Consider the following 23,078-nt stretch of genomic DNA (forward strand, 5'->3'; position numbering starts at 1 on the left):
AGCGACCGCCGGGCGATGACCCCCGATCGACCGGAGGGTCGGCGGAAGTTGTCATACCCCGGCGATAGAGCTGGACTCGATCCGACGCAGCAAGGGGGGACCCGTGTCGGTCACCGACGAGACGCGCGCGGAACGCACCGGGGGACAACCGTCCGAGCCGCCGCGCCGGGACGCGTCCTTCGAGAAGACCCCACCCCAGGACGTCGCCGCCGAGCAGTGCGTCCTCGGCGGCATGCTGCTCTCCAAGGACGCCATCGCGGACGTCGTGGAGATCCTCAAGACCAACGACTTCTACCGCCCGGTGCACGCCACCGTCTTCGACGCGATCCTCGACATCTACGGTCGCGGTGAGCCCGCCGACCCGATCACCGTGGCGGCGGCGCTGGCCGACTCCGGCGACCTCGCCCGCGTCGGCGGCGCGCCCTACCTGCACACGCTGATCGCCAGCGTGCCCACCGCCGCCAACGCGGCCTACTACGCCCGCATCGTCGGCGAGCGGGCCGTGCTCCGCCGGCTGGTCGAGGCCGGCACCCGGATCGTGCAGCTCGGCTACGGCACCGGCCCGAGCGGCAGCCGCGACGTGGACGACATCGTCGACCTCGCCCAGCAGGCCGTCTACGAGATCACCGAGAAGCGGGTCAGCGAGGACTTCGCGATCCTGGCCGACATGCTCCAGCCGACGCTGGACGAGATCGAGGCGGTCGGTGCCCAGGGCGGCATGATGACCGGCGTGCCGACCGGCTTCACCGACCTCGACCGCCTGCTCAACGGCCTGCACGCGGGTCAATTGATCATCGTGGCCGGCCGACCGGGTCTCGGAAAGGCGCTGGCGTTGGACACGCCGCTACCTACGCCCACCGGGTGGACAACGATGGGTGAGGTCAGAGTCGGTGATCAGCTTCTCGGCGCGGATGGGCGACCGACCACCATCACCAACGCGTTCGAAGTGATGCATGATCGCCCCTGCTACGAGGTCGAGTTTTCCGACGGCTCGGTCATCGTGGCGGACGCCGAGCACCTGTGGAAGACGACTACCCGCGCTTCACGTCGCCAGCGTGCGGAGATCCGACCGACTTACCAGTGGAGTGAGGCTGCGCGGACTGCTACCGCAGCTACCCACCAAGCCTTCATTGCGCTTCCCGATCGGCTCATCACGTACGGTGACGCAGTCGAGATCGCTGGCGACCAGTTTCGGAGCGTCCTGCACGTTGTCGCGGCCCAGGTCGGGAGGGCCGGCAAGGTCACGCGGGAGTACACGCGACATGGCAAGCCGTGGCGCCGCAGCATCGACGCCTACTCCGCTCACGCGCTGCTCGCGACGCTGCACGACCGGGTAAGCCGGCGGATGAACGCCGAGACGACCGCGAAGCATGACGGCGCGGTGACCACGGCGCACATCGCGGCCACGCTGCGGCATCCCACCGATGGGCGGTTCAACCACGCCGTTGGCAATGCCAGTCCGCTCACCCTCCCACCCCGGGACCTACCAGTCGCGCCGTACACGCTTGGCGCGTGGTTGGGTGACGGAACCACCGCAGGCGCCTCCTTCACAACGGCTGACCCGGAGATCGTGTCGTTCATCGAGGCAGACGGCTACGCGGTACAGCCGACGGCCGCCCGGTTCCATTACGGCATCAAAACCCCGAAGCTCCCGTCAGTGCCAGACCGGGACTGCATCGTCTGTGGCACTCGGTTCACGCCGCGAGGCCCGGGGGTTTGGGCGTGCGGTCGGTCGTGTGGTGGCAAGTCGAGAGGGCTGGTCAAAGGAGCCGACCGAGGGCACTGCTATTCCTGCGGCACCCCGTTCACGTACGCGTCGGCCCCGTCGCGTCTCTGCCAGGCATGCAGGTCTACACAAGGCTCGTTTACGGCGTTGCTGCGGACCGCAGGCGTCCTCGGGAACAAGCACATTCCTGCGGCGTACCTGCGCGCATCCGAGGCCCAGCGGCGGGCGCTGCTCGCAGGTCTACTCGACACAGACGGCACCGTCACCAGCAGCGGAAACGTCCAGTTCACGAGCACGTCGGCCCGTCTCGCCGAGGAAGTCCGGGAACTGATCGTCAGCCTCGGGTACCGGTGCTCCATCTCACGCAAGCCGGTTAAAGGGCGGACACCGGAGTCGTCGGTGGCATACAACCTCAATTTCACGACCACGGACGAGGTGTTCAGGTTGGGGCGAAAGCGGGACCTGCACCGCCAGCGCCGGCGATCCAACAGCACCGTCCGCACCGGGCAGCGATACATCGTGGATGTGCGGCCCACCCCGAGTGTCCCAGTTCGTTGCGTGACCGTAGACAACGACGACCACTTGTATCTTGCCGGCCGTTCGATGATCCCGACCCACAACAGCACGGCCAGCATGGACTTCGCCCGGAACGCAGCCATTCGCGCCAACCAGGCCGCGGCGATCTTCTCGCTGGAGATGAGCAAGGTCGAGATCGTCATGCGACTGCTCTCGGCCGAGGCGCGGGTGCCGCTGCACGTGCTACGCAGCGGGCAGCTCTCCGACGACGACTGGACCAAGCTGGCCCGCTGCATGGGCGAGATCAGCGAGGCCCCGCTCTTCGTCGACGACACGCCGAGCATGAACCTGATGGAGATCCGGGCGAAGGCGCGCCGGTTGAAGCAGAGGCACGACCTGAAGCTGATCGTGGTCGACTATCTCCAGCTGATGACCTCGCCGAAGCGCACCGAGAGCCGGCAGCAGGAGGTCGCCGACCTCTCCCGTGGCCTGAAGCTGCTGGCCAAGGAGGTCGAGTGCCCGGTGATCGCGGTGAGTCAGCTAAACCGTGGCCCTGAGCAGCGCACGGACAAGCGACCCCAGTTGTCCGATTTGCGTGAATCTGGCTCTATTGAGCAGGATGCGGACGTTGTTATCCTTTTGCACCGTGACGACTACTACGACAAGGAGTCGCCGCGGGCCGGAGAGGCCGACTTCATCATCGCCAAGCACCGAAATGGGCCTACCGACACGGTGACGGTCGCGGCCCAGTTGCACCTGTCGCGCTTCGTGGACATGGCCATCGTCTGAGTGCCCGTCTCGCTCCAAGATCTCTGACGATCGCGTCGATCTAGGAGTTGTGGCGCCCTGGTATGTCGGGTTGCGGCCGATATCGGAGGTGCCACAACCCCATGATCGGCGGCTCAGTCGGACGACAGTTCCGGTCGGTGCTCCCGGACCCACTTCTCGACGTCCGACTTCCGCCAGATCTGGCCCATCTTGAGCACCTGATACGGGGCCGGGAAGTCGCGCCGGGAGGCGACCACCGACGCGCGGGCGCGCGAGACGCCGCCGAGCATGTCTCGGATCTCGGCGATTCCCACGAACTCGATCACGTCTTGACGGTAGGTACCGCCGATTTTTCGACGGTCGATAACAGCGATAGGGGTTGACGATCGCTAACAACGCGAGCACGATCGAGGGATGAGCGCGCCGAAGGCCTCTCCCGTACCCGATCGCGGTCGCCGGGCCATCCGGCCGCACACGCCGATGCGACCGCGTTGGCTCTGCCGGGCCTGCGCGAGCCCCTGGCCCTGCCAGCCAGCCCGCCTGTTGCTGCTGATGGACTACCGGCGCGACCGCGTCGCCCTGTCGATCTACATGGCGACCTGCCTGTTCGACGCCACCGCCGACCTGCTGAAGCAGAACCCGGAACCGCAGGAGCTGTTCGACCGCTTCATCGGCTGGACCGCCCGCCCGCCGCTCCGATGATCAAGGAGGGTCAGCCGAGCAGCGGGAACCAGCCCGCCGCCTCGCCCAGCTCGAACCGGTCCCGGTCGGTCAGCGGCACCCGTCCGGTGGCCTTGAGCAGATATTCGTGGTCGTCCCACCCGGCCGGGCGCACCGCCTCGTCGGGCAGCAGCCCGTCCATCGTGGTCACCGCCACCCGGGTCGGGGCCGCCGCCGGCCGCGGCGCGTCCGGCAGGTCCACCACCAGGTCGAGGTGGTGCACGACCGCCTCGGTGGTCAGGGTGGCGAGCAGATCGGGTACGCGCAGCACGTGCCCCTGGGTGGTCACGTACCCGTCGGGGTCCGCGGCGGCGGCCGCGCGGGCGGCGGCCGGGGCGGTGTCGGACCAGATCCGGACCAGGCCGGTGGGCCGGTCGAAGGCGGCGGCCGAGCGGCGGGCCCACCACGCGTGCTTGGCGTCGGCCTCGTCGTCACCGCCGGGGGTGAACGCCCGCCAGTAGCTCACGTCGTCCACGTCGGCGGGGCCGGGCACCGGGCTGGCCAGGGCCACGAGCGCGCGCTGGGCGTCGCAGAGCACGTGGAAGAGCAGGTCGGCGACGAGCCAGCCCTGGCAGCGGGTGGCTCGTTGCAGGCCGGCGTCGTCGAGCGGGGTGACGACGGCGGTGATGCCGTCGTACGCCTGGGCCAGCGCCTCGTGCTGCCGGATCGGGCTCATGGGGGCAGCCTGCCACGGCGCGCGCCGGTCGGCATGGGTAGGAGGGGGCCCCTGCTATCGTCCAGGCGTTAACAAGGGGCCCCTCCTTACACCTCAGTCGAACAGTTCGCCGAGGAAGCCGTGCTTCTTCTTCTTGCGGTAGTGACCGTGGTAGCCGTAGTGCTGCTGCTGCCCGTGGCCGTACGCGGGCTGTGCATAGCCGTGGCCGGGCGGCGGCGGAGGCGGGGGCGGGGGGACGGCGCCGTAACCGGGCTGGTGCGGGGCGGCGGCGGGCGGTGGAGGCGGCGGCGGCGGGTAGCCGGCTCCGGCGGGCGCGGCCTGCGGGGTGCCGCCGTGCTGCCGGTTCCAGTTCGCCTCGGCGTCGAACAGCTTCTCGAGTTCGCCCCGGTCGAGGAAGATGCCGCGGCATTCGCCGCACTGGTCGATGATCACTCCGCTGCGCTCGTACTGGCGCATCTCGGCACGGCATTTGGGACAGATGAGCTGCATGCCATCGACGGTACCGGGTGATTTCACGCGGTGGCGGTCAGCGCGTGCGTCACCTCGTCGTCGGAGACCTCGTGGAAGTCGTCGTAGTAGGCGCCCACGGCGGCGAAGTCGGGCGGGAGTTGGCTGCTCACCACCGTGTCGGCGGTGGCGGCGAGCATCTCGTACGCCTGCGGGGAGCCGACCGGGACGGCGACCAGCACGCGGGCGGCGCCGAGGTGACGGGCGACCTGGACGGCGGCGCGGGCGGTGGCGCCGGTGGCGAGCCCGTCGTCGACGACGACTGCGGTGCGGCCGGTCAGGTCCAGGGGCGGACGACCGTCGCGGTAGCGCTGTTCGCGGCGTTCCAGTTCGGCCTGTTCGCGGCGGCGGACCTGGGCGCGGTCGTTCTCGCTGATCCGGTCGGCGACCACGTCGTTGAGGACCTGAACGCCGCCGGGGCCGAGCGCCCCGTAGGCCACCTCGGGCGCCCAGGGCACGCCGAGCTTGCGGACGACCAGCACGTCGAGGGGGGCGTTGAGGCGGTCGGCGACCACCCGGGCGACGGGTACGCCACCCCGGACCAGACCGAGGACGATGACGTCGGGTCGGCCGGCGAGGTCGGTGAGGTGCTCGGCGAGGTCCCGTCCGGCCTCCGCCCGGTCGCGGTAGGTGGTCATGCCTCAGGTGTACGCCTTTCCGCCGCCTCGCGCCGGGCGGTTGGCGGGAATGTCGGCCGGCCGGTGTCCCGGGCCGGGGATTCGGCGAGCGCCAGCGCCGGGGCGAGCAGGAGCAGGGCGACCGGGTAGAGCAGGTAGCCGAAGCGGGTGGAGGGCATCAGCAGGATCGCGGCGAGCAGCCCGTACCCGCAGAGGGCGGCGGCGGTGGCGGCCGTGCGGGGCGGGCGGCGCAGCAGCCGGACGGCGATCGCCACGCCGACCGCGACGAGCAGCGCGGCGGCGACCACCCGGCCGGCGGGGAGCGTCTCGGCGATCAGGTGGCCGGGGAACGGGGACTGGGCGGGGCTGGTGACCAGGCCGTGGCCGAGGGGGAAGCGCAGCACGTTCTCGACCAGGGCGTCGGAGTCGACGAGCAGCACCGGGAGCAGGGCGAGGACGGGCAGGCCGAGCGCGCCCAGCGCGGTGCGGGTGCCGGCCCGTCGGGTGGCGGCCCAGCAGATCAGCACGATCGCGACCGGCAGGGCGAAGAGTTTCAGGGCGCCGGCGGCGCCGACGGCGAGGCCGGCGCGGCCGGGCCGGCCGGCGGCGGCGAGGGCGAGGGCGAGCAGGCAGAGCGCGAGTACGGGCAGGTCGTCGCCGCCGGTGGCGAGCGTGAGCGCGGAGACGGGCAGGACGGTGGCGGCCTGGACGGCGCGCAGCAGCGCGGCGTCGCGGCGGGGCGAGTCCGGGCCGGTGGTGGTGCGCAGCGTGGTGACCAGGGCGGCGAGGGCGAGCGCGGTGGCCACCGCGAACCAGACGCGGGCGTCGGTCCACCAGGCGTCGGTCGCGGCCCGGGGCAGCCCGAACAGCGCCATGCCCGGTTGGTAGGGGGTGTAGCCGAGGAGCTGCTCCCCGGGCGGCAGGGCGGCGATCGCGTCCGGCCCGAGGTAGGGGGTGCCGTGTTCGGCGAGGCGGATGCCGGCGTGTTCGACCACGACCACCTCCTCCTGGGCACGGTCGGCGCGCCCGGCGGCCCGTTGGACGCTCTGCGTGACGACCGGCAGCAGCGCGCTGGTGGCCCAGGTGAGGCCGGTGACGGCCCAGCGGGCGGGCACCCCGGCCAGCGGTGTGCCGGGGTCGCGGCGGCGGGCGAGGAGCTGGGTGGTCGCGGCGAGCGTGGCGAGGGCGTACCCGATGGTGGCGACCGCTCCCCACGCGCGGTGCGGTGGCAGCGTGGAGGTGGCGGCGGTGATCGCGGCGAAGACGGTGGCGGCGGCGTAGAGGGTCAGGTCGAGAGCGAGCCCGCCGGCGGCGGTGTCGAGCGCCGACCAGCGGCGGGTGGCGGGGCTGGCCGGGTCGGCGTGGGCGGTCACGCGGGCCAGTCTGGCAGACCGGGGAGGTGGCCCGGTCCGGTCGGGCCGGGCGGTCAGGGGTGCCGGGCGTCGGTGGCGGCGGGTGGGTTGGGGCGGTTGCGGGCGCCGCCGGCGCGGCGGCCGGGCAGGCGGATGACCGCGCCGGCGTCGTGCAGGGGCCGGGCGAGGGCGCCGGGCCGGCCGCCGGCACCGCGGTGCAGGGCGGCGAGCAGCGCGCCGGCGGGCAGGGGCCGGGCGAACAGGTGGCCCTGGCCGGCGGCGCAGCCCAGTTCCCAGAGCGCGCGGCGTTGCGGTTCGCTCTCCACCCCCTCGGCGACCACGGTGAGGTCGAGGCTGCGGCCCAGGTCGAGGGTGGAGCGGATGACGGCGGCGGCCTCGGGGGAGGTTTCCATGGCGGTGACGAAACTGCGGTCGATCTTGAGTTCGTGGACCGGGATGCGGGAGAGCAGCGAGAGCGACGAGTAGCCGGTGCCGAAGTCGTCGAGGGCCAGCCGGACCCCGGAGTCGCGGAGCCGGCTGAGCACCCGGTCGACCACGTCGAGCTGGCTGAGGGTGAGCGTCTCGGTGAGTTCCAGCACGAGCCGGTCCGGCGGCAGGTCGTGGGCGCGCAGCCGGGCCAGCACGGCGCCGGGGAAGCGGGCGTCGAGGAGGCTGCGGGGTGACACGTTCACCGAGACGGGCAGGTCGAAGCCGGCGTCGTGCCAGGACCCGGCGGCGATCAGCGCCTGGTCGAGGATTGCTTCGGCGAACGCGGGCAGCAGCCCGGAGCGTTCCACCGCTTCGAGGAAGCGCAGCGGGTCGATCAGCCCGTGGGTGGGGTGGTGCCAGCGGGCCAGCGCCTCGGCGCCGACGACCTGGCCGCTGCCCAGGTCGACGATGGGCTGGAAGTTGACGGTGAACTCGTGGTCGGCGACGGCCCGGGGCAGTTCCCCGCCGAGGGTGAGCCGGTTCAGGTCGGCGGTGTCGCGGGTCGCCGCGTAGGTGGCGGTCCGCTGGCCGGCGCGTTTGGCCTGGTACATGGCTACGTCGGCGCGGCGGAGCAGTTCGGCCATCCCGCCGGTGGCGGGGGCCGCGGCGATGCCTCCGCTGGCTTCCACGCTGATCCGCATGCCGTCCAGGTCGAGCGGGTCGTGCAGGGCGGCGAGCAGGGTCTCGGCGCGGTGCGCGGCGACCGCCGGGGCGGGCAGGCCGCGCAGGAGCACGGCGAACTCGTCGCCGCCGAGCCGGGCGACCAGGTCGTCGGGGCGGGCCGCGTCGCGCAGTCGCCCGGCGACCTGGATGAGCACCTGGTCGCCGGCGCCGTGCCCGAGCGTGTCGTTGACCTCTTTGAAGTGGTTGAGGTCGATCAGCACCAGGGCGGTGACGCCCTCGGCGTGCCGGGTGGTGAGCTGGGCGGTGCCCTCGTCCAGCAGGTGGCGGCGGTTGGACAGGCCGGTGAGGGCGTCGTGGGTGGCGGCGTAGGCGTGGTCGTCGGCGATGCGGGCGAGTTCGGCGTACGCCTGGGCGTTGCGGACCGCGGTGCACAGGGCGGAGGCGAAGGTACGCAGGGTGTACTGCTCGCGTTCGGACAGCTCGACCGGCCCGGCGAAGCGGAGCCGCAGCTCGCCGATGTTCCCGGTGCGGTCGTGTCCTTCCAGCGAGACGGGCACGATCCGGCCGTCGGTCTCGCTGGGCTGCGGCGCGGTCCCGTCGTAGGCGATGCCGGCCGTGCCGCCGCGTACGGTCCGTCCGCCCTCACGCAGCTCGATCTCCACCTCGTCGGCGGAGAAGAGTTCGGCGGCCTCGGTGACGGCGGTGGTCAGCACCTGGTCGAGGTCGACGACGTTGAGCGCGTCGGTGGCGCGGGCGAGCCGCTGCCAGGCCTGCTGCTCGGTGCGGGTGCGGATCCGGGTGGAGTAGGCCAGGTGCAGGCTGAGCACCAGGGGTGGCACGGCGAGCAGCAGGCGGGGGTCGATCGACAGGATCGCCAGGGTGCACACGGCGACCACGAAGCGCACCACGAAGCCCGCTATGCGCAGGTCGAGATTGGTGAGGAACTGTCGACGTACCCGGGTGCCGGAGGCGAGCGCGATGACCGGGATGGCGAGCAGGTCGTCGATGACCGCGACGGCCAGATAGGCGATGCCGAGCGGCGCGAGCATCTCCAGCGGGTGGGGCGGGGGCCACGTCCAGTGCAGGAGCGTGAGGGTGAGACCCGCGCCGTAGGCCACCAGGACGTTCTTGCCGATGCCGAATGCGATCTTGATCGGGGGCAGTTGGAGCGAGGCGAACGCGATGCCGACCACGGTGCACAGCACCACCCAGGGCAACGGGATGACCGCGGCGCCGACGACGATGGCGGTCTCGTTCCAACTGATGGACTGGGTGGTGGATCGAATCCGGATGCGGGCCTTCACCAGGGTGCCGGCCGTGATCATGAACGTCAGCATCACCAGGATGGCGACGTCGTAGGCGGAGGTGGGAAGCGCGTCGACGAGTGCGCCGGGAAGTGAGGTCAGCACCACCACCGCAGCCGCCACGACGACGAGACCGACCAGCAGCCGTAGCCGCCTGTCGGTCTCGATCTCGCGTCGCTGGGAAGAGTTCACGCCGCTCCCAGGTGCTGCGCCGGCTGTGGCAAGAGCCTACCTCGGACGCCCTGTGATGCTGGTTCAGCCTTCAGTTCCAGTCGGTCCCACGCATGTTCCTGCCTCCTTCGATCATCGGCGCCCGATATTCTCCGGCGCATCTTCTGACGAAAAAGAGATTAGGTCAGGAACATGGCGTTTAGAAGGCAAATATGTAACTATATGCAATATGCGCGAATAGGTTGGCTTTTCGCAACTTTCCGTTTGCAGAAGTGTGCGGAGCGCGTCTACTCCTTTCCTTTCCGTGCCGAGTCCATTGCGGACCGCGACCTCCGCCACCTGCTCTGCCGGAGCGCTTCATCAGTCTCACCGCAACCCGGCCACATCTCATCCGCACTTCAGTCGGCTTCGGCTCCGATTCAGGGGAAGGTACCCCGAAGGCAGGCCCCGGTAGGGGTGAGGTAGGCGCCGAGAAGATTCGGCGACGTGGCCGGAATCGGTGCAAATTCCCTACCCGTTGGCCGACTCTGAAAGGCCGGGTCGACCGGTGTGTTCGGTCCGAATTGGTCAGCGCCGCCCCGGTCGTCGTACCCGGCGGATAGGGTCGGACCGTGACCGAACCCGCGCAGCTCACCCACGTCGATCCGGCCGGCGCGGCCCGGATGGTCGACGTCTCCGCCAAGCCGGTCTCCGGCCGGCTCGCGATCGCGGCCGGCCGGCTCCGCACCACCGCCGAGGTGGTCGACCTGCTGCGCCGCGACGGTCTGCCCAAGGGTGACGCGCTCGCGGTCGGGCGGCTCGCCGGGATCATGGGGGCCAAGCGCACCCCCGACCTGATCCCGCTCTGCCACCCCATCGCCCTGCACGGCGTCGCGGTCGACCTGCAACTCACCGCCGACACCGTGGAGATCACCGCCACCGCGCGGACGGCCGACCGCACCGGCGTGGAGATGGAGGCGCTGACCGCGGTGGCCGTCGCCGGGCTCGCCCTGGTCGACATGGTGAAGGCCGTCGACCCGGCCGCGTCGGTGGACGCGGTCCGGGTGCTCCGCAAGTCCGGCGGAAAGACCGGTGAGTGGGTCCGGCCGGAGGACCGGCCGTGATCCGCGCCCGGGTGGTCGTGGCCTCCAACCGCGCTGCCGCCGGGGTCTACGAGGACACCAGCGGCCCGCTGCTCGTCGCCGGCCTGCGGGAGTTGGGCTGCACGGTCGACGCGCCGGTGGTGGTGCCCGACGGCGACCCGGTCGGTGACGCCCTGCGCACCGCCCGGGACGAGGGGGTCGACGTGGTGCTGACCAGTGGCGGCACCGGCATCAGCCCGACCGATCGCACCCCCGAGGTGACCGGCGCGCTGCTCGACTACGAGATCCCGGGCATCGCCGAGGCGATTCGGGCACACAGCCGCGGCGCGGTGCCCACCGCCGCGCTCTCCCGGGGCCGGGCCGGGGTCACCGGCCGGATGCTCGTGGTCAACCTGCCGGGCTCGCGCGGCGGGGCGCGGGACGGGCTGGCCGTGCTCGGGCCGATCCTGCGGCACGCGGTCGACCAGCTTCGCGGCGGCGACCACTGAGCCCGCGGACGGCGTGCACCGGCGTTAGGCTCGCCGGATGAGCACGGAAACCGAAGCCGCCGCGGCCGAGGTGGGCACGCCCCCGCCGGCCGGGTGGGAAGAGGCCCGCTCCCGGGTGTACGCGGTCGGGCTCTCCGCCGCGCTCCCCGCGGTCGCCCGGCCACTGGCCGACACCGACGGGCACACCCTGGTCGAGCCGCTGACCACGCGCACCGACCTGCCGGCGTTCCCCACCTCCAGCGTGGACGGCTGGGCGGTGCGCGGGGCCGGCCCGTGGCAGGTGGTCGGCCGGGTGCTCGCCGGGCACACCGCCTCCCCGCTGGCGGCCGACGGCACCACCGTCGAGATCGCCACGGGTGCGATGGTCCCCGCCGGCACGACCGCGATCCTGCGGATCGAGGAGTCGACCCGGGCGGCGGACGGCCGGGTGGCCGGCACACCACGGTCGCAGCCGGAGTGGCGCGAGCCCGGCGAGGAGGCGCACCTCGGTGAGGAGTTGTTGCCCGCCGGCACGCCGGTGGATCCGGCGGTGATCGGCCTGGCCGCCTCCTGCGGGCACGACACCCTGCGGGTCCGCCGCGCGCCCCGGGCCGCGCTGCTGGTCTTCGGCGACGAACTGCTCACCTCGGGTGCGCCGGGCGCCGGCCGGGTGCGTGACGCGCTCGGCCCCTCGGTGCCGGCCTGGCTGCGCCGCTACGGCTGCCAGGTGCGGGCCGGCGACGTGGTCGGGCCGGTCGCCGACACCCTGCCCGCGCACGTCGCGGCGCTGCGCGGCGCGCTCGCCAACGCCGACCTGGTCTGCACCACCGGCGGCACCATGCACGGTCCGGTCGACCACCTGCACCCGACGCTGGAGGCGCTCGGCGCCGACTACGTGGTCAACACCGTGGCGGTGCGCCCCGGCTTCCCGATGCTGCTTGCCCGGCTGGTCGACGGCGACGGCCGGGTGCGCTTCGTGGCCGGCCTGCCGGGCAACCCGCAGTCCGCCGTGGTGGCCCTGGTCTCCCTGGTCGCCCCGCTGCTGGCCGGTCTCACCGGCCGGCCGATGCCGGTGCTGCCGCAGGTCACCCTGGCCGAGCCGGTTCCGGGGCGCGGCGATCACACCCACCTCGCGCTGGCCCGCTGGGACCGGGTCGCCGGCACCGCGCACCCGGTGCGGCACGTCGGCTCGGCGATGCTGCGTGGCCTGGCCGGCGCGGACGGCTTCGCGGTGATCCGTCCCGGCACCAGCGGCGCGGTGGGCGACCGGGTGCCGCTCGTACCCCTGCCCCTGGCCCCGGGAGAGCGTCAATGACCATGGAAACGCGTGTGGTGCTCGGCGCGGTCACCGACCGGCCGCTCGACCTGGCCGCGCACGAGGCGGCGGTCGCCGACCGCCGGGCCGGCGCGGTGGTCTCCTTCCAGGGCGTGGTCCGCGACCACGACCACGGGCGGGCGGTCACCCGGCTGGAATACGAGGGCCACCCCAGCGCCGAGGCGGTGCTGCGCGAGGTCGCGGCCGAGATCGCCGCCGACCCGGCGGTCCACGCGGTGGCGGTGTCGCACCGCATCGGCCCGCTGGAGATCGGCGACGTGGCGCTGGTCGCGGCGGTCAGCACCGCGCACCGGGCGGCGGCGTTCGCGGCCTGCGCGCGGCTGGTCGACGAGGTCAAGGCGCGGCTGCCGATCTGGAAGCGGCAGGTCTTCGACGACGGCTCCGAGGAGTGGGTGAACTGCCCCTGAGCGGGGCCGCCGCTCAGCGGCGGGCGGCGAGCTGGGCGGTGCGGGCCAGCCGGTCGGAATAGAACGCCGGTTCGGCGCCGGGCCGCCAGGGCAGCGCGGCGACCAGCACGATCAGCGCGATGGCCAGGGAGTTCTCCATCAGCGCGCCGAACAGGCCGTCCTGGTAGTGGGACACCTCGGGGAGCTGGTGCTCGTACGGCCAGATCGGTGAGATCAGGAACAGCAGATAGAGCCCGAGCGCACCGGCCGCGTGCCGGAACCCGGTCAGCGTGGGATACCAGATCGGCGGGCGCAACGTGGGCACGCCGTTCGTCGCGGGCGACACGGTGCCGCGCAGCGGCAGGCCCCGGCTGGCGTCGCGGCGGCGCACCGCGGCGTCGGCCAGCACCACGATCGCCGGGATCACCCAGACCAGGTGATGCGACCACGAGATCGGGCTGATCACGTTGGCGGTGAGCCCGACCAGCGTGAACGCGGTCAGCTCGTCGCCGTCGCCGCGGGCGCTGATCGCCCGGGACAGGCCCAGCGCCAGCATCAGCACCGAGAAGGCGAGCCAGAGCAGCCCGGGCGTCTCGATCGAGTCGTAGAGCCGGGCCAGCAGACCGGCGAGGGACTGGTTGGCGGTCATGTCGGCGGCACCGACCCGCTCGGTCTGCCACAGCACGTCGGTGAAGTAGGTGCGGGACTCCGCGCCGACCGCGCCGAACGTCGCGAGCGTGACGCCGACCGCCGTGGCGACCGCGATCCACGCGGCACGCCACTGCCGGGTGAGCATCAGGTAAGCGATGAACAGCGCCGGGGTGAGCTTCACGGCGGTGGCGAGACCGATGCCGACCCCCGCCCAGGCGCCGCTGAAGAGGAAGCGGGCCAGCGGCGTCTCGGCGGTCTCGTGGTGGGTGCCGCGCTTGGCCCGCCAGCGCAGACCGACGAGATCCGTCATGATCAACGCGAAGAGCAGCAGGTTGACCTGGCCGTAGCCGAGCGTCTCCCGGGACGGCTCGATCGCCACGGCGAGCGGGGTGGCGATGCCGACGGTGAACCAGAGCGACCAGCCGAGCCGGTCCACGATGGGACGCAGCAACGCCGCCAGCACCACGGCGAGCGCGCCGATGCTGGCCAGTGCGTTGACGAACCCGGCACCGTCCACCGGCAGCCAGGACATGGGCAGCATCACCAGGCCGGCGAAGGGCGGGTAGGTGAAACCGAGGGTCGTCGAGGGGGCGACGAAGTCGTACAGCTCGTTGCCGCTCGCCCACCACACCACGGCGCCGTGGTAGATCTTCATGTCGAAGAAGTTGTACGGCCGGCCGAAGGCGCCGATGGCGAGCCAGGCCGCGTACGACACGGCGGCCACGATGCCGATGCGCACCGCGATCCGTTGGTCGACGCCGAGGACGACGCGGGGGGCCGGGGCGAGGCGGTTGGTCCGTCTACCGACTGTCGTCGGCATGGCGTGGCCACCCCCGTACCAAGATCGTCGTGCCCGTCCAGGTCCAGAACGGAGCCTAGAACGGCGCCTCACGATGCTGCCTCCCGCGTTACGCGACCGTGTCCGATCCCACACGTGTTTGCGACATTTCCGCCGCGTTAACGGGTCTCGGACGGTTCAGGTGATTGGTGCCTTGCGGGGGGTGGTGGGCCGTGCAGGTGCGGGTCAGCCGGGCATTCGGCGCGCGGTCGCCGCAGAGCGTACGGCGATCTTCGCCTCCCGGCGGGCGGTGCGGACCGCGCGCTTGACCGACCGGCGGGAGTGGTCGATCCGGTGACCGGCGCGCCAGCGCAGCCCCGGCCTGCCCTCGGTGTCCGCGGCGGCGAGAAGGAGCCCGCCGAGCAGGCCGAGGTTCTTCAGGAAGTGGATCTGGTTGTTGTTGCGCGCGGCCGGGTCGTCGTTGTTCCAGAAGGGATGGCCGGCGGCGGTCGTCGGCAGCAGCGTGCCGGCGAGCACGAGCGCGGCCGGGCGGCTGAACCGGCCGGTGGCCAACATCAGGCCGCCGACCAGCTGCGTCGCCGCGTTGGCCCGGATCAGCGTCTCGGTGTCGGTCGGGATGCGCGGGTGCAGGTTCTGGATCAGCGGGGTGACCTTGTCGGTGACCGGCTTCGCGGCGGGCACCAGCCGTTCCGGATTGCGCAGGTTGCGGGCGCCGCTGACCACGAAGATGCCGCTCAACATGACTCGGGCGAGGGAGCGCACGGGCTTCATGGTTCCAGTCTTACCCCGTCCCGGGCCTCGTCACCCCTGCAACACACGAAAGGTATCGACGTCCGTCCGGCATCGATTTCAGCGACCGTCGCTGATGGACCCGTCGTGTTCGGTAAGGTCGCGCGGGTGACGACGCTGCGACTACGCCCGGAGGGCCCGGCGGACGAGGCACCGGTGGCCCGGGTGCTCGCCGCCGCGTTCGCCCGACCCGACGTGGCCACCCCGCCCGAGGTGGGCCTGGTCGAGGAGTTGCGGCACAGCGCCGCGTGGATCCCGGAACTGGCCATGGTCGCCGAGTACGGCGGCGAGGTGGTCGGCTTCGCGCTGCTCAGCCGGGTGCGGGTACGCACCGACGGCGGCGGCTGGCCGGCGCTGGTGCTCGGACCGGTGGCGGTGGCACCGCACCGGCAACGCGTCGGGCACGGCGCCGCGGTGGTGCAGGCGGCGCTCGACGCCGCCACCGAGTTGGGCGAGCGGCTGGTGGTGGTGCTGGGCGATCCGGCGTACTACCGGCGGTTCGGCTTCGGGCCGGCGGACCGGCTGGAGCTGACCAGCCCGTGGTCCGGGCTGGGGGAGCCGTGGCAGGCGCTGGTGCTGCCACCGTCCACCGGCGAGGAACCGCCGCCCCCGGCCGGTGAGGTGGTCTTCCCACCGCCCTGGTCGCGGGTCTGACCTGCCGTCAGGCCGGCTGGGTGCGCAGGTAGCGGCCGAAGTGCGGCACGGTGAACGCGACCGTCCCCCGCTCACCGGAGTAGATCAGGCCCTTCTTGATCAGCGCGTCCCGGGCCGGGGAGAGGCTGGCCGGCTTGCGGCCGAGCGCCCGCGCGATCTCGGCGGTGGGCACCGCGGCGTCCATGTCGTCCCGCGCGCCCTCCTCGCCGTCCACCAGCGCCAACGTGGCCATGGCGCGCATGTACTCGCGTTCGGCGGGGGTGGCCCGCTCGAACCGGGAGCCGAAGAAGCCCACCGCCAGTTCCGCCTCCGCCTCCGGCGCGGCGACCCGGACGTCCGCCGCCGTGATCGGCGAGCGGGGCGCATGGTCCCAGGTGGCCTTTCCGTACGCCTGAACGAAGTAGGGGTAGCCGCCGGACTTCTCGTAGAGCAGGTCGAGCGCCTTCTGCTCGTACTCGACCTCCTCCCGCTCGGCCGGCGCGCAGAGCGCCTGGTCGGCGGCGATCCGGTCCAGCCGGTCGATCCGCTGGTAGCGGTAGAGCCGCTCGGAGTACGACTTGGCGGCGCTGAGCACGGCCGGCAGGTGCGGCAGGCCGGCGCCCACCACGATCAGCGGCGCACCGAGCTGGGACAGCTCGTGGCACGCGGCGCAGAGCGCGGAGACGTCCTCGGCGCCGACGTCCTGCATCTCGTCGATGAAGATCGCGATGCCGGTGCCCACGTCGGTGGCGACCGCCGCCGCGTCGCTGAGCAGCTCGACCAGGTCGATCTCGATGTCGCCGGAGTCGGCCCGGCCGCTGCTGGCCGGCACGTCGATGCCGGGCTGCCACCGGTCGCGCAGCTTCGGGGCCGTGCCACCCCGACCGGTCGGTGCGGACCGCTGCGCGAACGCCTTGAGCACGCCGAGGAAGGCGTCGATGCGGTCCGGCGCGCGGTGGCGCGGAGCCAGCTCGCGGACCGCCATGTGCAGTGCGGCGGCGATCGGCCGGCGCAACGACTGGTCCGGCCGGGCCTCGATCTTGCCGGTCCCCCAGAGGTGGTTGATCGCCTCCGAGCGCAGCGTGTTGAGCAGGACCGTCTTGCCGACTCCGCGCAGCCCGGTGAGCATCAGGCTGCGCTCGGGCCGGCCGCGGGCGATGCGCTCCAGCACCACGTCGAAGACGTCCAGCTCCCGCCCCCGCCCGGCGAGTTCGGGCGGGCGCTGACCGGCGCCCGGGGCGTACGGGTTGCGGACGGGATCCACGAATCGCACAGTATCGGCTTGTCTAGCGACCAGGCTAGACGTGCGTAGAGGTGGCTACCGCGTGTCGGCGTCGAGACAAAACTAGGGCTGTCTAGCGTGGATGCTAGACAGCCCTAGTTTCGGCTACCGCCTTCTCACCGCCGCTTCAGGCAGAGCACGAAGTCGAGCGTGTCCAGCTCGCTGTCGAAGAAGTACCAGTCGGTGTAGCCGGTCACCTTGCCGCACTTCGCCTCGGCGTCCTTCTTGCCGCTGGTCGCGCCGTCGACCCGGCGCAGCACCTCGTACGTCTTCGGCGCGCAGTCGGCGATCACCAGCTTCGGCTGGCCGCTGCCGGCCTGGTTGGCCACACACTGCCCCGCCTTGACGAAACGCGGATCGGTGGACGAGGCCGGGGCCGGCGCCGTGGGCGTCGCCTCCGCCGCCTCGCTCGGCGCCGCCGCCGTCGGGTCCGCGGCCGGCGCGGTGGCGGCCGTCGTCCCGGCCGTCGGGCTCTCCTCGTCGCGGCCGAGCAGCCAGTATGCTCCGGCGCCACCCAGCAGCAGCACGGCCAGCACGATCACCACCACCAGCAGCGGGCCCCGACCCCGCTTCGGCGGCGTCGGCTCGTCGTAGGGCGCCGGCCCGGCGAGGTACGGCGGCGGACCGCCCGCATACGGCGGCTGACCCCCGGCGTACGGCGGGTACTGCTGCTGCCCGGCGTCGTACCCGGGTGGCCCCGCCTGGTACGGCGGTTGCCCGGCGTCGTACGCCGGTTGTCCGGGCGCGTACCCGGGGGCGGCCGGGTAGCCCTGCTGCGGCGGGGCGTCGGTCCACTCCGGCGCCGGCCCGTACTGCTGGGGCGGCCCGTACTGCTGCGGTGGGCCGCCGTACTGCGGTCCGCCCGGCCCCGGGCCCTGGTGCGGGTCGGGGGCGTAGCCGTCGTCAGGGCGGCGCGCTCCCCACGGCTCGGGTGCGCCGCCGCCCGGTGGTCCGAAGTTCGACATGAACGCCTCCTGCGTACGCCAGTGCTGAGAGGCCGGCCACCGAAGGGGCGACGCCGACGCCGTGGTCACCGTAGCGTGGTCCACCGATGAGCTCACGCCCCACGAGTGCGACGGACGCCACCGGATCTCCGCCGCCGCCGGCCCGTACCGCCCTGATCTGGACCGCACTGGCCCTGGTCTACCTGTTCTGGGGCTCGACCTACCTGGGCATCCGGGTCGCGGTCGAGTCCCTGCCGCCGCTCACCTCCGCCGCGATGCGGTTCGCCGCCGCCGCGGCGGTGCTCGCGCTGGTGCTGCGGCTGCGGCGCGGGCCCGGTTCGCTGCGCGTGCCGGCCCGACGCCTCGGCTCGGCGGCGCTGGTCGGCGTGCTGCTGCTGGCCGGCGGCAACGGGCTGGTGGTGGTCGCCGAGTCCGGCCCACCCGGCGACGCAATGCCCTCCGGCGTCGCCGCGCTGCTGGTCGCCACCGTTCCGCTCCTGGTCGTGGTGCTGCGCACCGTGGGCGGGGACCGGCCCCGGCCGTGGACCTTCGCCGGCGTGGCGCTCGGCTTCGTCGGTCTCGTCCTGCTCGTGCTGCCCCGCGACGGCGTGGACGGGGTGCCGCTGGCCGGCGCGCTGACCGTCGTCGCGGGCGCGGTCAGCTGGTCGGTCGGCTCCTACCTGTCCGGCCGGATCCGGATGCCGGCCGATCCGTTCGTGGCGACCGTCTACGAGATGGTGGCCGGCGCGGTGGCGCTCGCCGCGATCGCGGCCGTCCGTGGCGAGCTGCGCGACTTCGACCCCGCCGAGGTGACCGGACGGTCCTGGGTGGCGCTGGCGTACCTGATGGTGGCCGGCTCGCTCGTGGCCTTCACGGCGTACGTCTGGTTGCTCGCCCACGCGCCGATCTCCCTGGTCTCCACGTACGCGTACGTGAACCCGGCGGTCGCGGTGGCGCTCGGCGCCCTGCTCGTCGCCGAACCGGTCACCGCGCAGGTGCTGCTCGGCGGCGCGGTGATCGTGGCCGGCGTGGCGGTGGTGGTGAGCACCGAACGTCCGCGCCGGACCGCGCCGCCAGCCGGGAACGGGGCGGCCCGGGGACCGGCCGGGCGGTAGCGTCCCGGCCCGTGTCGACGGCGGCGGTGGCGGGGGCGGCGCTCCTCGGTGCGCTCGCCGGCCTGGTCGCGGTGCCGCTCGGCCGCTGCCTCGTCGCCAGGCCGCGCGACCGCGCCTCCGTGCTGTCCGGCGGTGCCCTCGGCCGGTCTCCCGGTGGTGCGGTCGGCTCGCGCCCCGGCGGTGCTGTCGGCCTGCCGCCCGCCGGCGCTGGTGCCGGGTTCGGCCTGGCGGCGCTCCCTGGCGGCATGGCCGTGGCCGGTGCCGTGGTGTTCGGCGGGCTGGCCGGCACGCGCGGCGCCGACCCTGCGCTACCGGTCCTCCTGCTGATCGCGGCGGCCGGCCTGGTGCTCGCGGTCACCGACCTGGTCGCCCTGCGACTGCCCGACCCGCTGGTCGGCGCGGTGGCGCTCGGTGGCGGGCCCGGCCTCGTCGGAACGGCCCTGGTCGTCGGCGAGCCGGGCCGCGCGGCGACCGCCCTCGCCGGCGCCGGCCTGTCGCTGGGCGGATACCTGCTGCTCGCGCTGCTGCCGGGTGCCCGACTCGGCTTCGGCGACGTGAAGCTCGCCGCCGCTCTCGGGCTCCCGCTGGGCTGGCTCGGCTGGCCGGCGCTCCGGCTCGGGCTGCTCCTCCCGCACGTGCTCGCCGGCGTGGCGGTCCTCGCCCTGCTCGCCGCCGGCCGGATCCGCCGGGACACGCCGCTGCCGTTCGGCCCGGCGATCCTCGCCGGCGCCTGGCTCGCCGCCGTGCTCACCTGAACGCCCGCACGCAGCCCGCCGCGCTCGCCCGGCGCGTTGCCGGGATGCGGCTGTGAGAAGGGGCCCCTTCTCTACCGGAGGCGTTAAGAGGGGGCCCCGCCTTTCACATCAAGCGGAGTTGGTGGTCGCGGGGCCGGCGCGGCTCGGCTGCGCCGAGCCGGTCGAACAGGGCCGGGTCGATCACGTCGAGGAACGGCGTCGGGCGGGTCTCCCGTTCCGTTCCGTGCCGGGCCCGCCGGGCGGTGTGGCTGACGTAGAGCCGGTCCTGCGCCCGGGTCAGCCCGACGAAGAAGAGCCGCCGCTCCTCGGCCACCGCGTCCTCGTCCGGCTCGGTGCCGGGCCAGCGCAGCGGCAACAAGCCGTCCTCGGCCCCGACCAGGAACACCACCGGGAACTCCAGGCCCTTTGCCGCGTGCAGGGTGAGCAGCGTGACCGCCTCGGCGCGCGGGTCGAGCGCGTCCACCTCCGCCCCGGTCGCGAGCTGGTTGAGGAAGGACCCCAGGTCGTCGCCGCAGCGCCGGGCCAGCGGCGTGAGCAGGTCCACGGCCGTGCGGACGTCCTCGGGGCGTACCGCGCCGGAGCCGTCGAGCGTCGGCACCGCGAAGCGCTCCGCCAGGACCTGACCGGCCTCGCGCACCCGGGCGGTCAGGGTGCCGTCGAGGCCGGCGTGGCGCAGCTCGCGGGCGATCGCGGTGACGCCGGGGCGGTCGCGCAGCCGGTCGTGCGAGCGCTTCTGCACCGGGATGTTCGCCCGGGTCAACGCGTCCACGATCGGCGCGGCCTGGGAGTCGGTGCGATAGAGCACGGCGATGTCGGAGAAGGAGAGCGCTGTCGCCCGCCCGTCGATCCGGCCCGAGTCGAGCGACCGGTGGGACAGGCCGCCGACCAGCTCGTCGACGGTGCGGGCCACGAAGTCGGCCTCGTCGGCGACAGTGGTCGCGGCGTACCGGCCGACCAGCGCCGCCTCCGGGTCGAGTCGGGCCGGGTCGAGGCGGCGGCCCCGGACCAGCGACGACGGCGCGATCGCCTGCACGGCGGCGGCCAGGATCGGCGCGGAGGAGCGGTAGTTGCGGTTCAGCCGGACCAGTCGCGCGTCGGTGAAGTCCTGCGAGAAGCGCAGGAAGTAGCCGACGTCCGCGCCCCGGAACGAGTAGATCGCCTGGTCCGGGTCGCCGATCGCGCACAGGTTGCCGTCGGGCGGGCTGAGCAGCCGCAGCAGTTCGTACTGGACAGCGTCGACGTCCTGGTACTCGTCGACGAAGATCCACTTCCACCGTTCCCGGTAGTCCCGGACCAGTTTCCGGTCGCCCTTCAACAGCGTCACCGGCAGGGTGAGCAGCTCGTCCAGGTCGACCAGGTCCCGCTTGCGCAGCAGCGCGACGTACCGCTCGTCGTCGTCGCCGGCCTCGGCGCGGGCCGCCGACCGGTCGGCGTCGTCGGCGATCCGGAAGTCCGCCGGCAACCCGGCCGCCGCCGCGTTCTCCCGCAGCACGGTCAGGCCGAGCGCGTGGAACGTGCCCACCGTGACGTCCTCGGCGACCGGCCCGAGCAGTCCGTCCAGGCGGTGCCGCAACTCCTCGGCCGCCCGGCGGGTGAACGTGATCGCCAGGCACTGGTCCGGGAAGACGTTCAACTCGGCGCACAGGTAGGCGATCCGGTGGGTCAGCGTCCGGGTCTTGCCGGTGCCCGGACCGGCCACGATCAACAGCGGGCCGCCCGGCGCCGACGCCGCCACCCGCTGCATCGCGTCCAGCCGGTCCAGCAGGCCGGTGCCGACCTCCTCCATGCCGGCGAGCATCGGCTCGAACGGCTCGTGCGGGGAGGGCGGTGGCGCCAGCGGGGGCACCGTCGGCTTGCGCTTCGGCTCCGGTCGCGCCTCCGCCGGGCGCCTGGCCTTCGGCTTCGGCGGCGACTCCGCGGGCCGCCGCTGCGCGGGCACGGGTACGTCGAAGAGCGCGTCCTGCCCACCGCCGGCCGAGGCGCCCAGTTCCGCCGGATCGAACAGCGTGATCACCCCGTACTCACCGTCGTAACCCGGCACCCGACGCACCTCGCCGCGGCGCAGCCGGGCGATGCCCTCCGCGAGCAGCTCGCCGCCGACGCGGCCGATCTCCTCCACCGGGGTACGGGTCAGGATCTCCAACTCCGGGCCGAGCGCCGCGACCAGCTCGTTGAGCTTGCCCGCGACCTTCTTCGACCGCGCGCCCACCCGGTTCAGCTCACCCAGGATCTCGGCCAGCGGCACCAGGTGGGCCACCTCGCGGGCGTGCGCCGGCCGGTGCCCCGCCGGCCGGTCGGCCAGCGCCTCCACCCGGCTGAGCACCCCGACGGTCAGCTGCTTGCCGCACTCCGGGCAGCGCCCGCCCGCCTCGCGGGTGCGTTCCGGCGACCAGTTCACCCCGCAGAGCCGGTGCCCGTCGGCGTGGTACTTGCCCTCCTCCGGGAAGAACTCGACGGTGCCGGCCAGCCCGTCCCCGGTGCGCAGCGCCTCGCGGATCGCGAAGTAGTCGCGGTCCGCGGTGAGGACGGTCGCCTCCCGGCCCAGCGCCGGCGGCGAGTGGGCGTCCGAGTTCGACACCAACTGGTAGCGGTCCAGGCTGCCGACCCGCCAGTTCATCTCCGGGTCGGAGGAGAGCCCGGTCTCCACCGCGAAGATGTGCTCGGCCAGGTCTGCGTAGCAGTCGGCGATCGCGTCGAAGCCGGACTTCGAGCCGAGCGCGGAGAACCATGGCGTCCAGATGTGCGCCGGCACCAGGTAGCCGTCGGCGCTGGCCTCCAGGGTGATCTCCAGCAGGTCGCGGGAGTCCAGCCCGAGGATCGGCCGGCCGTCCGAGCCGAGGTTGCCGATCCGGCCCAGCGCGGCGTTGAAGCGGCCCACCGCGTCCAGGTCCGGCAGGTAGATCAGGTGGTGCACCTTGCGGGTCCGGTCGTCGCGCTTGTAGATGGTGGAGATCTCCACGCTCAGCATGAACCGGACCGGGTCCGCCTCCGCCTCGCTGGCCAACCGGGGCGGGAGCCGCCGGGCGATGTCCCGTTCCGCCTCCGGCGACAGCCGGTGGAGGCCCGGCTCGGCCGGGTGCAGCGTCTCCCGCAGGTGGTCGTACCAGGCGGGGTGGGTGAAGTCGCCGGTGCCGAGCACCGCGATGCCCTTGCGCCGGGCCCACCAGCCGAGGTTCGGCAGGGTCAGGTCGCGGCTGCACGCGCGCGAGTATTTCGAGTGGATGTGCAGATCCGCGACGTAGGGCGGGAGGCCACCGGGGGGTGCGGCGCTGAACGGAGGCACGCCGCATCCTGTCACGTCCGCTTGCCTACCCGCCCGCCGCCACGCGTACGCGTGAGCTGAGCAATGCGGTGCTGGACGCGGCGGCT

The 23,078-nt window shown here is 73.1% G+C and carries 20 protein-coding genes; 9 read left to right on the forward strand and 11 right to left on the reverse strand.

The features are described from left to right. The first annotated feature begins 103 nt into the window (after nt 1–103). On the forward strand, nt 104–3,031 hold the full coding sequence (dnaB, locus tag O7598_RS30125) for a replicative DNA helicase (RefSeq protein WP_269694544.1): 2,928 nt from the start codon (nt 104–106) through the stop codon (nt 3,029–3,031). 113 nt (nt 3,032–3,144) lie between these two features. Here the strand turns inward: dnaB and O7598_RS30130 are convergent, their stop codons facing one another. Further along, nucleotides 3,145–3,336, reverse strand: a complete 192-nt coding sequence (locus O7598_RS30130; RefSeq protein ID WP_332367397.1) for a hypothetical protein — start codon at nt 3,334–3,336, stop codon at nt 3,145–3,147. 88 nt (nt 3,337–3,424) lie between these two features. Between O7598_RS30130 and O7598_RS30135 the strand changes: the two genes are divergently transcribed. Next, nucleotides 3,425–3,712, forward strand: a complete 288-nt coding sequence (locus tag O7598_RS30135; protein ID WP_269694545.1) for a hypothetical protein — start codon at nt 3,425–3,427, stop codon at nt 3,710–3,712. Nucleotides 3,713–3,722: 10 nt separating this feature from the next. Here the strand turns inward: O7598_RS30135 and O7598_RS30140 are convergent, their stop codons facing one another. The 5 genes from O7598_RS30140 to O7598_RS30160 form a co-directional block, all read right to left on the reverse strand. Further along, entirely contained in the window at nt 3,723–4,406 is a 684-nt protein-coding gene (locus tag O7598_RS30140; protein ID WP_269694546.1) for a maleylpyruvate isomerase N-terminal domain-containing protein, read from the reverse strand. A 93-nt stretch (nt 4,407–4,499) separates the two neighbouring features. Next, nucleotides 4,500–4,895, reverse strand: a complete 396-nt coding sequence (locus O7598_RS30145; RefSeq protein WP_269694547.1) for a TFIIB-type zinc ribbon-containing protein — start codon at nt 4,893–4,895, stop codon at nt 4,500–4,502. A gap of 23 nt (nt 4,896–4,918) precedes the next feature. Next, nucleotides 4,919–5,551, reverse strand: a complete 633-nt coding sequence (locus O7598_RS30150; protein ID WP_269694548.1) for a phosphoribosyltransferase — start codon at nt 5,549–5,551, stop codon at nt 4,919–4,921. Next, entirely contained in the window at nt 5,548–6,903 is a 1,356-nt protein-coding gene (locus O7598_RS30155; protein WP_269694549.1) for a glycosyltransferase 87 family protein, read from the reverse strand. The genes O7598_RS30150 and O7598_RS30155 overlap by 4 nt, the downstream gene beginning before the upstream one ends. A 53-nt stretch (nt 6,904–6,956) precedes the next feature. Further along, on the reverse strand, nt 6,957–9,491 hold the full coding sequence (locus O7598_RS30160) for a putative bifunctional diguanylate cyclase/phosphodiesterase (RefSeq protein WP_269694550.1): 2,535 nt from the start codon (nt 9,489–9,491) through the stop codon (nt 6,957–6,959). A gap of 590 nt (nt 9,492–10,081) precedes the next feature. Here O7598_RS30160 and moaC point away from each other — a divergent pair. The 4 genes from moaC to O7598_RS30180 are packed head-to-tail and all read left to right on the forward strand — an operon-like array spanning nt 10,082 to nt 12,762. After that, on the forward strand, nt 10,082–10,573 hold the full coding sequence (gene moaC, locus O7598_RS30165; protein WP_269694551.1) for a cyclic pyranopterin monophosphate synthase MoaC: 492 nt from the start codon (nt 10,082–10,084) through the stop codon (nt 10,571–10,573). Continuing rightward, on the forward strand, nt 10,570–11,040 hold the full coding sequence (locus tag O7598_RS30170; protein WP_269694552.1) for a MogA/MoaB family molybdenum cofactor biosynthesis protein: 471 nt from the start codon (nt 10,570–10,572) through the stop codon (nt 11,038–11,040). The genes moaC and O7598_RS30170 overlap by 4 nt, the downstream gene beginning before the upstream one ends. 37 nt (nt 11,041–11,077) lie before the next feature. Further along, nucleotides 11,078–12,334, forward strand: coding sequence for a molybdopterin molybdotransferase MoeA (locus tag O7598_RS30175; protein ID WP_269694553.1), 1,257 nt, complete (start codon nt 11,078–11,080; stop codon nt 12,332–12,334). Next, the gene (locus O7598_RS30180) at nt 12,331–12,762 is read left to right on the forward strand and encodes a molybdenum cofactor biosynthesis protein MoaE (protein WP_269694554.1); all 432 of its coding nucleotides are present in this window, start codon (nt 12,331–12,333) and stop codon (nt 12,760–12,762) included. Before O7598_RS30175 ends, O7598_RS30180 begins: the two co-directional genes overlap by 4 nt. A gap of 13 nt (nt 12,763–12,775) precedes the next feature. On the opposite strand, the gene O7598_RS30185 is transcribed toward O7598_RS30180, so the two are convergent. Both O7598_RS30185 and O7598_RS30190 read right to left on the reverse strand, forming a co-directional pair. Continuing rightward, complete coding sequence (locus O7598_RS30185; protein ID WP_269694555.1) at nt 12,776–14,212, reverse strand: glycosyltransferase 87 family protein; 1,437 nt, start codon at nt 14,210–14,212, stop codon at nt 12,776–12,778. A gap of 204 nt (nt 14,213–14,416) precedes the next feature. Beyond that, a complete protein-coding gene (locus O7598_RS30190) occupies nt 14,417–14,962 on the reverse strand; it encodes a DoxX family protein (protein ID WP_269694556.1) in 546 nt (181 codons plus the stop codon). A 126-nt stretch (nt 14,963–15,088) separates the two neighbouring features. Between O7598_RS30190 and O7598_RS30195 the strand changes: the two genes are divergently transcribed. Beyond that, a complete protein-coding gene (locus tag O7598_RS30195; protein WP_269694557.1) occupies nt 15,089–15,634 on the forward strand; it encodes a GNAT family N-acetyltransferase in 546 nt (181 codons plus the stop codon). A gap of 7 nt (nt 15,635–15,641) precedes the next feature. Here O7598_RS30195 and O7598_RS30200 read toward each other — a convergent pair whose 3' ends face one another. Beyond that, nucleotides 15,642–16,877 (reverse strand): ATP-binding protein, encoded by a 1,236-nt coding sequence (locus O7598_RS30200; protein ID WP_269694558.1) that lies wholly within the window; start codon nt 16,875–16,877, stop codon nt 15,642–15,644. A 134-nt stretch (nt 16,878–17,011) separates the two neighbouring features. Then, nucleotides 17,012–17,860 (reverse strand): LppU/SCO3897 family protein, encoded by an 849-nt coding sequence (locus O7598_RS30205; RefSeq protein ID WP_269694559.1) that lies wholly within the window; start codon nt 17,858–17,860, stop codon nt 17,012–17,014. 86 nt (nt 17,861–17,946) lie between these two features. On the opposite strand from O7598_RS30205, the gene O7598_RS30210 reads away from it, so the two are divergent. Both O7598_RS30210 and O7598_RS30215 read left to right on the forward strand, forming a co-directional pair. Continuing rightward, entirely contained in the window at nt 17,947–18,954 is a 1,008-nt protein-coding gene (locus tag O7598_RS30210) for an EamA family transporter (protein WP_269694560.1), read from the forward strand. Nucleotides 18,955–18,965: 11 nt separating this feature from the next. After that, nucleotides 18,966–19,709 carry a prepilin peptidase gene (locus tag O7598_RS30215; protein ID WP_269694561.1) on the forward strand — a complete coding sequence of 248 codons (744 nt, stop codon included), beginning with the start codon at nt 18,966–18,968 and terminating at the stop codon, nt 19,707–19,709. A 103-nt stretch (nt 19,710–19,812) separates the two neighbouring features. On the opposite strand, the gene O7598_RS30220 is transcribed toward O7598_RS30215, so the two are convergent. Continuing rightward, on the reverse strand, nt 19,813–22,992 hold the full coding sequence (locus tag O7598_RS30220) for a UvrD-helicase domain-containing protein (protein ID WP_269694562.1): 3,180 nt from the start codon (nt 22,990–22,992) through the stop codon (nt 19,813–19,815). Nucleotides 22,993–23,078: the final 86 nt, after the last annotated feature.

Source organism: Micromonospora sp. WMMC241 (genome assembly GCF_027460165.1).
In the GTDB taxonomy this organism is placed as follows: Bacteria; Actinomycetota; Actinomycetes; order Mycobacteriales; family Micromonosporaceae; genus Micromonospora; species Micromonospora humi.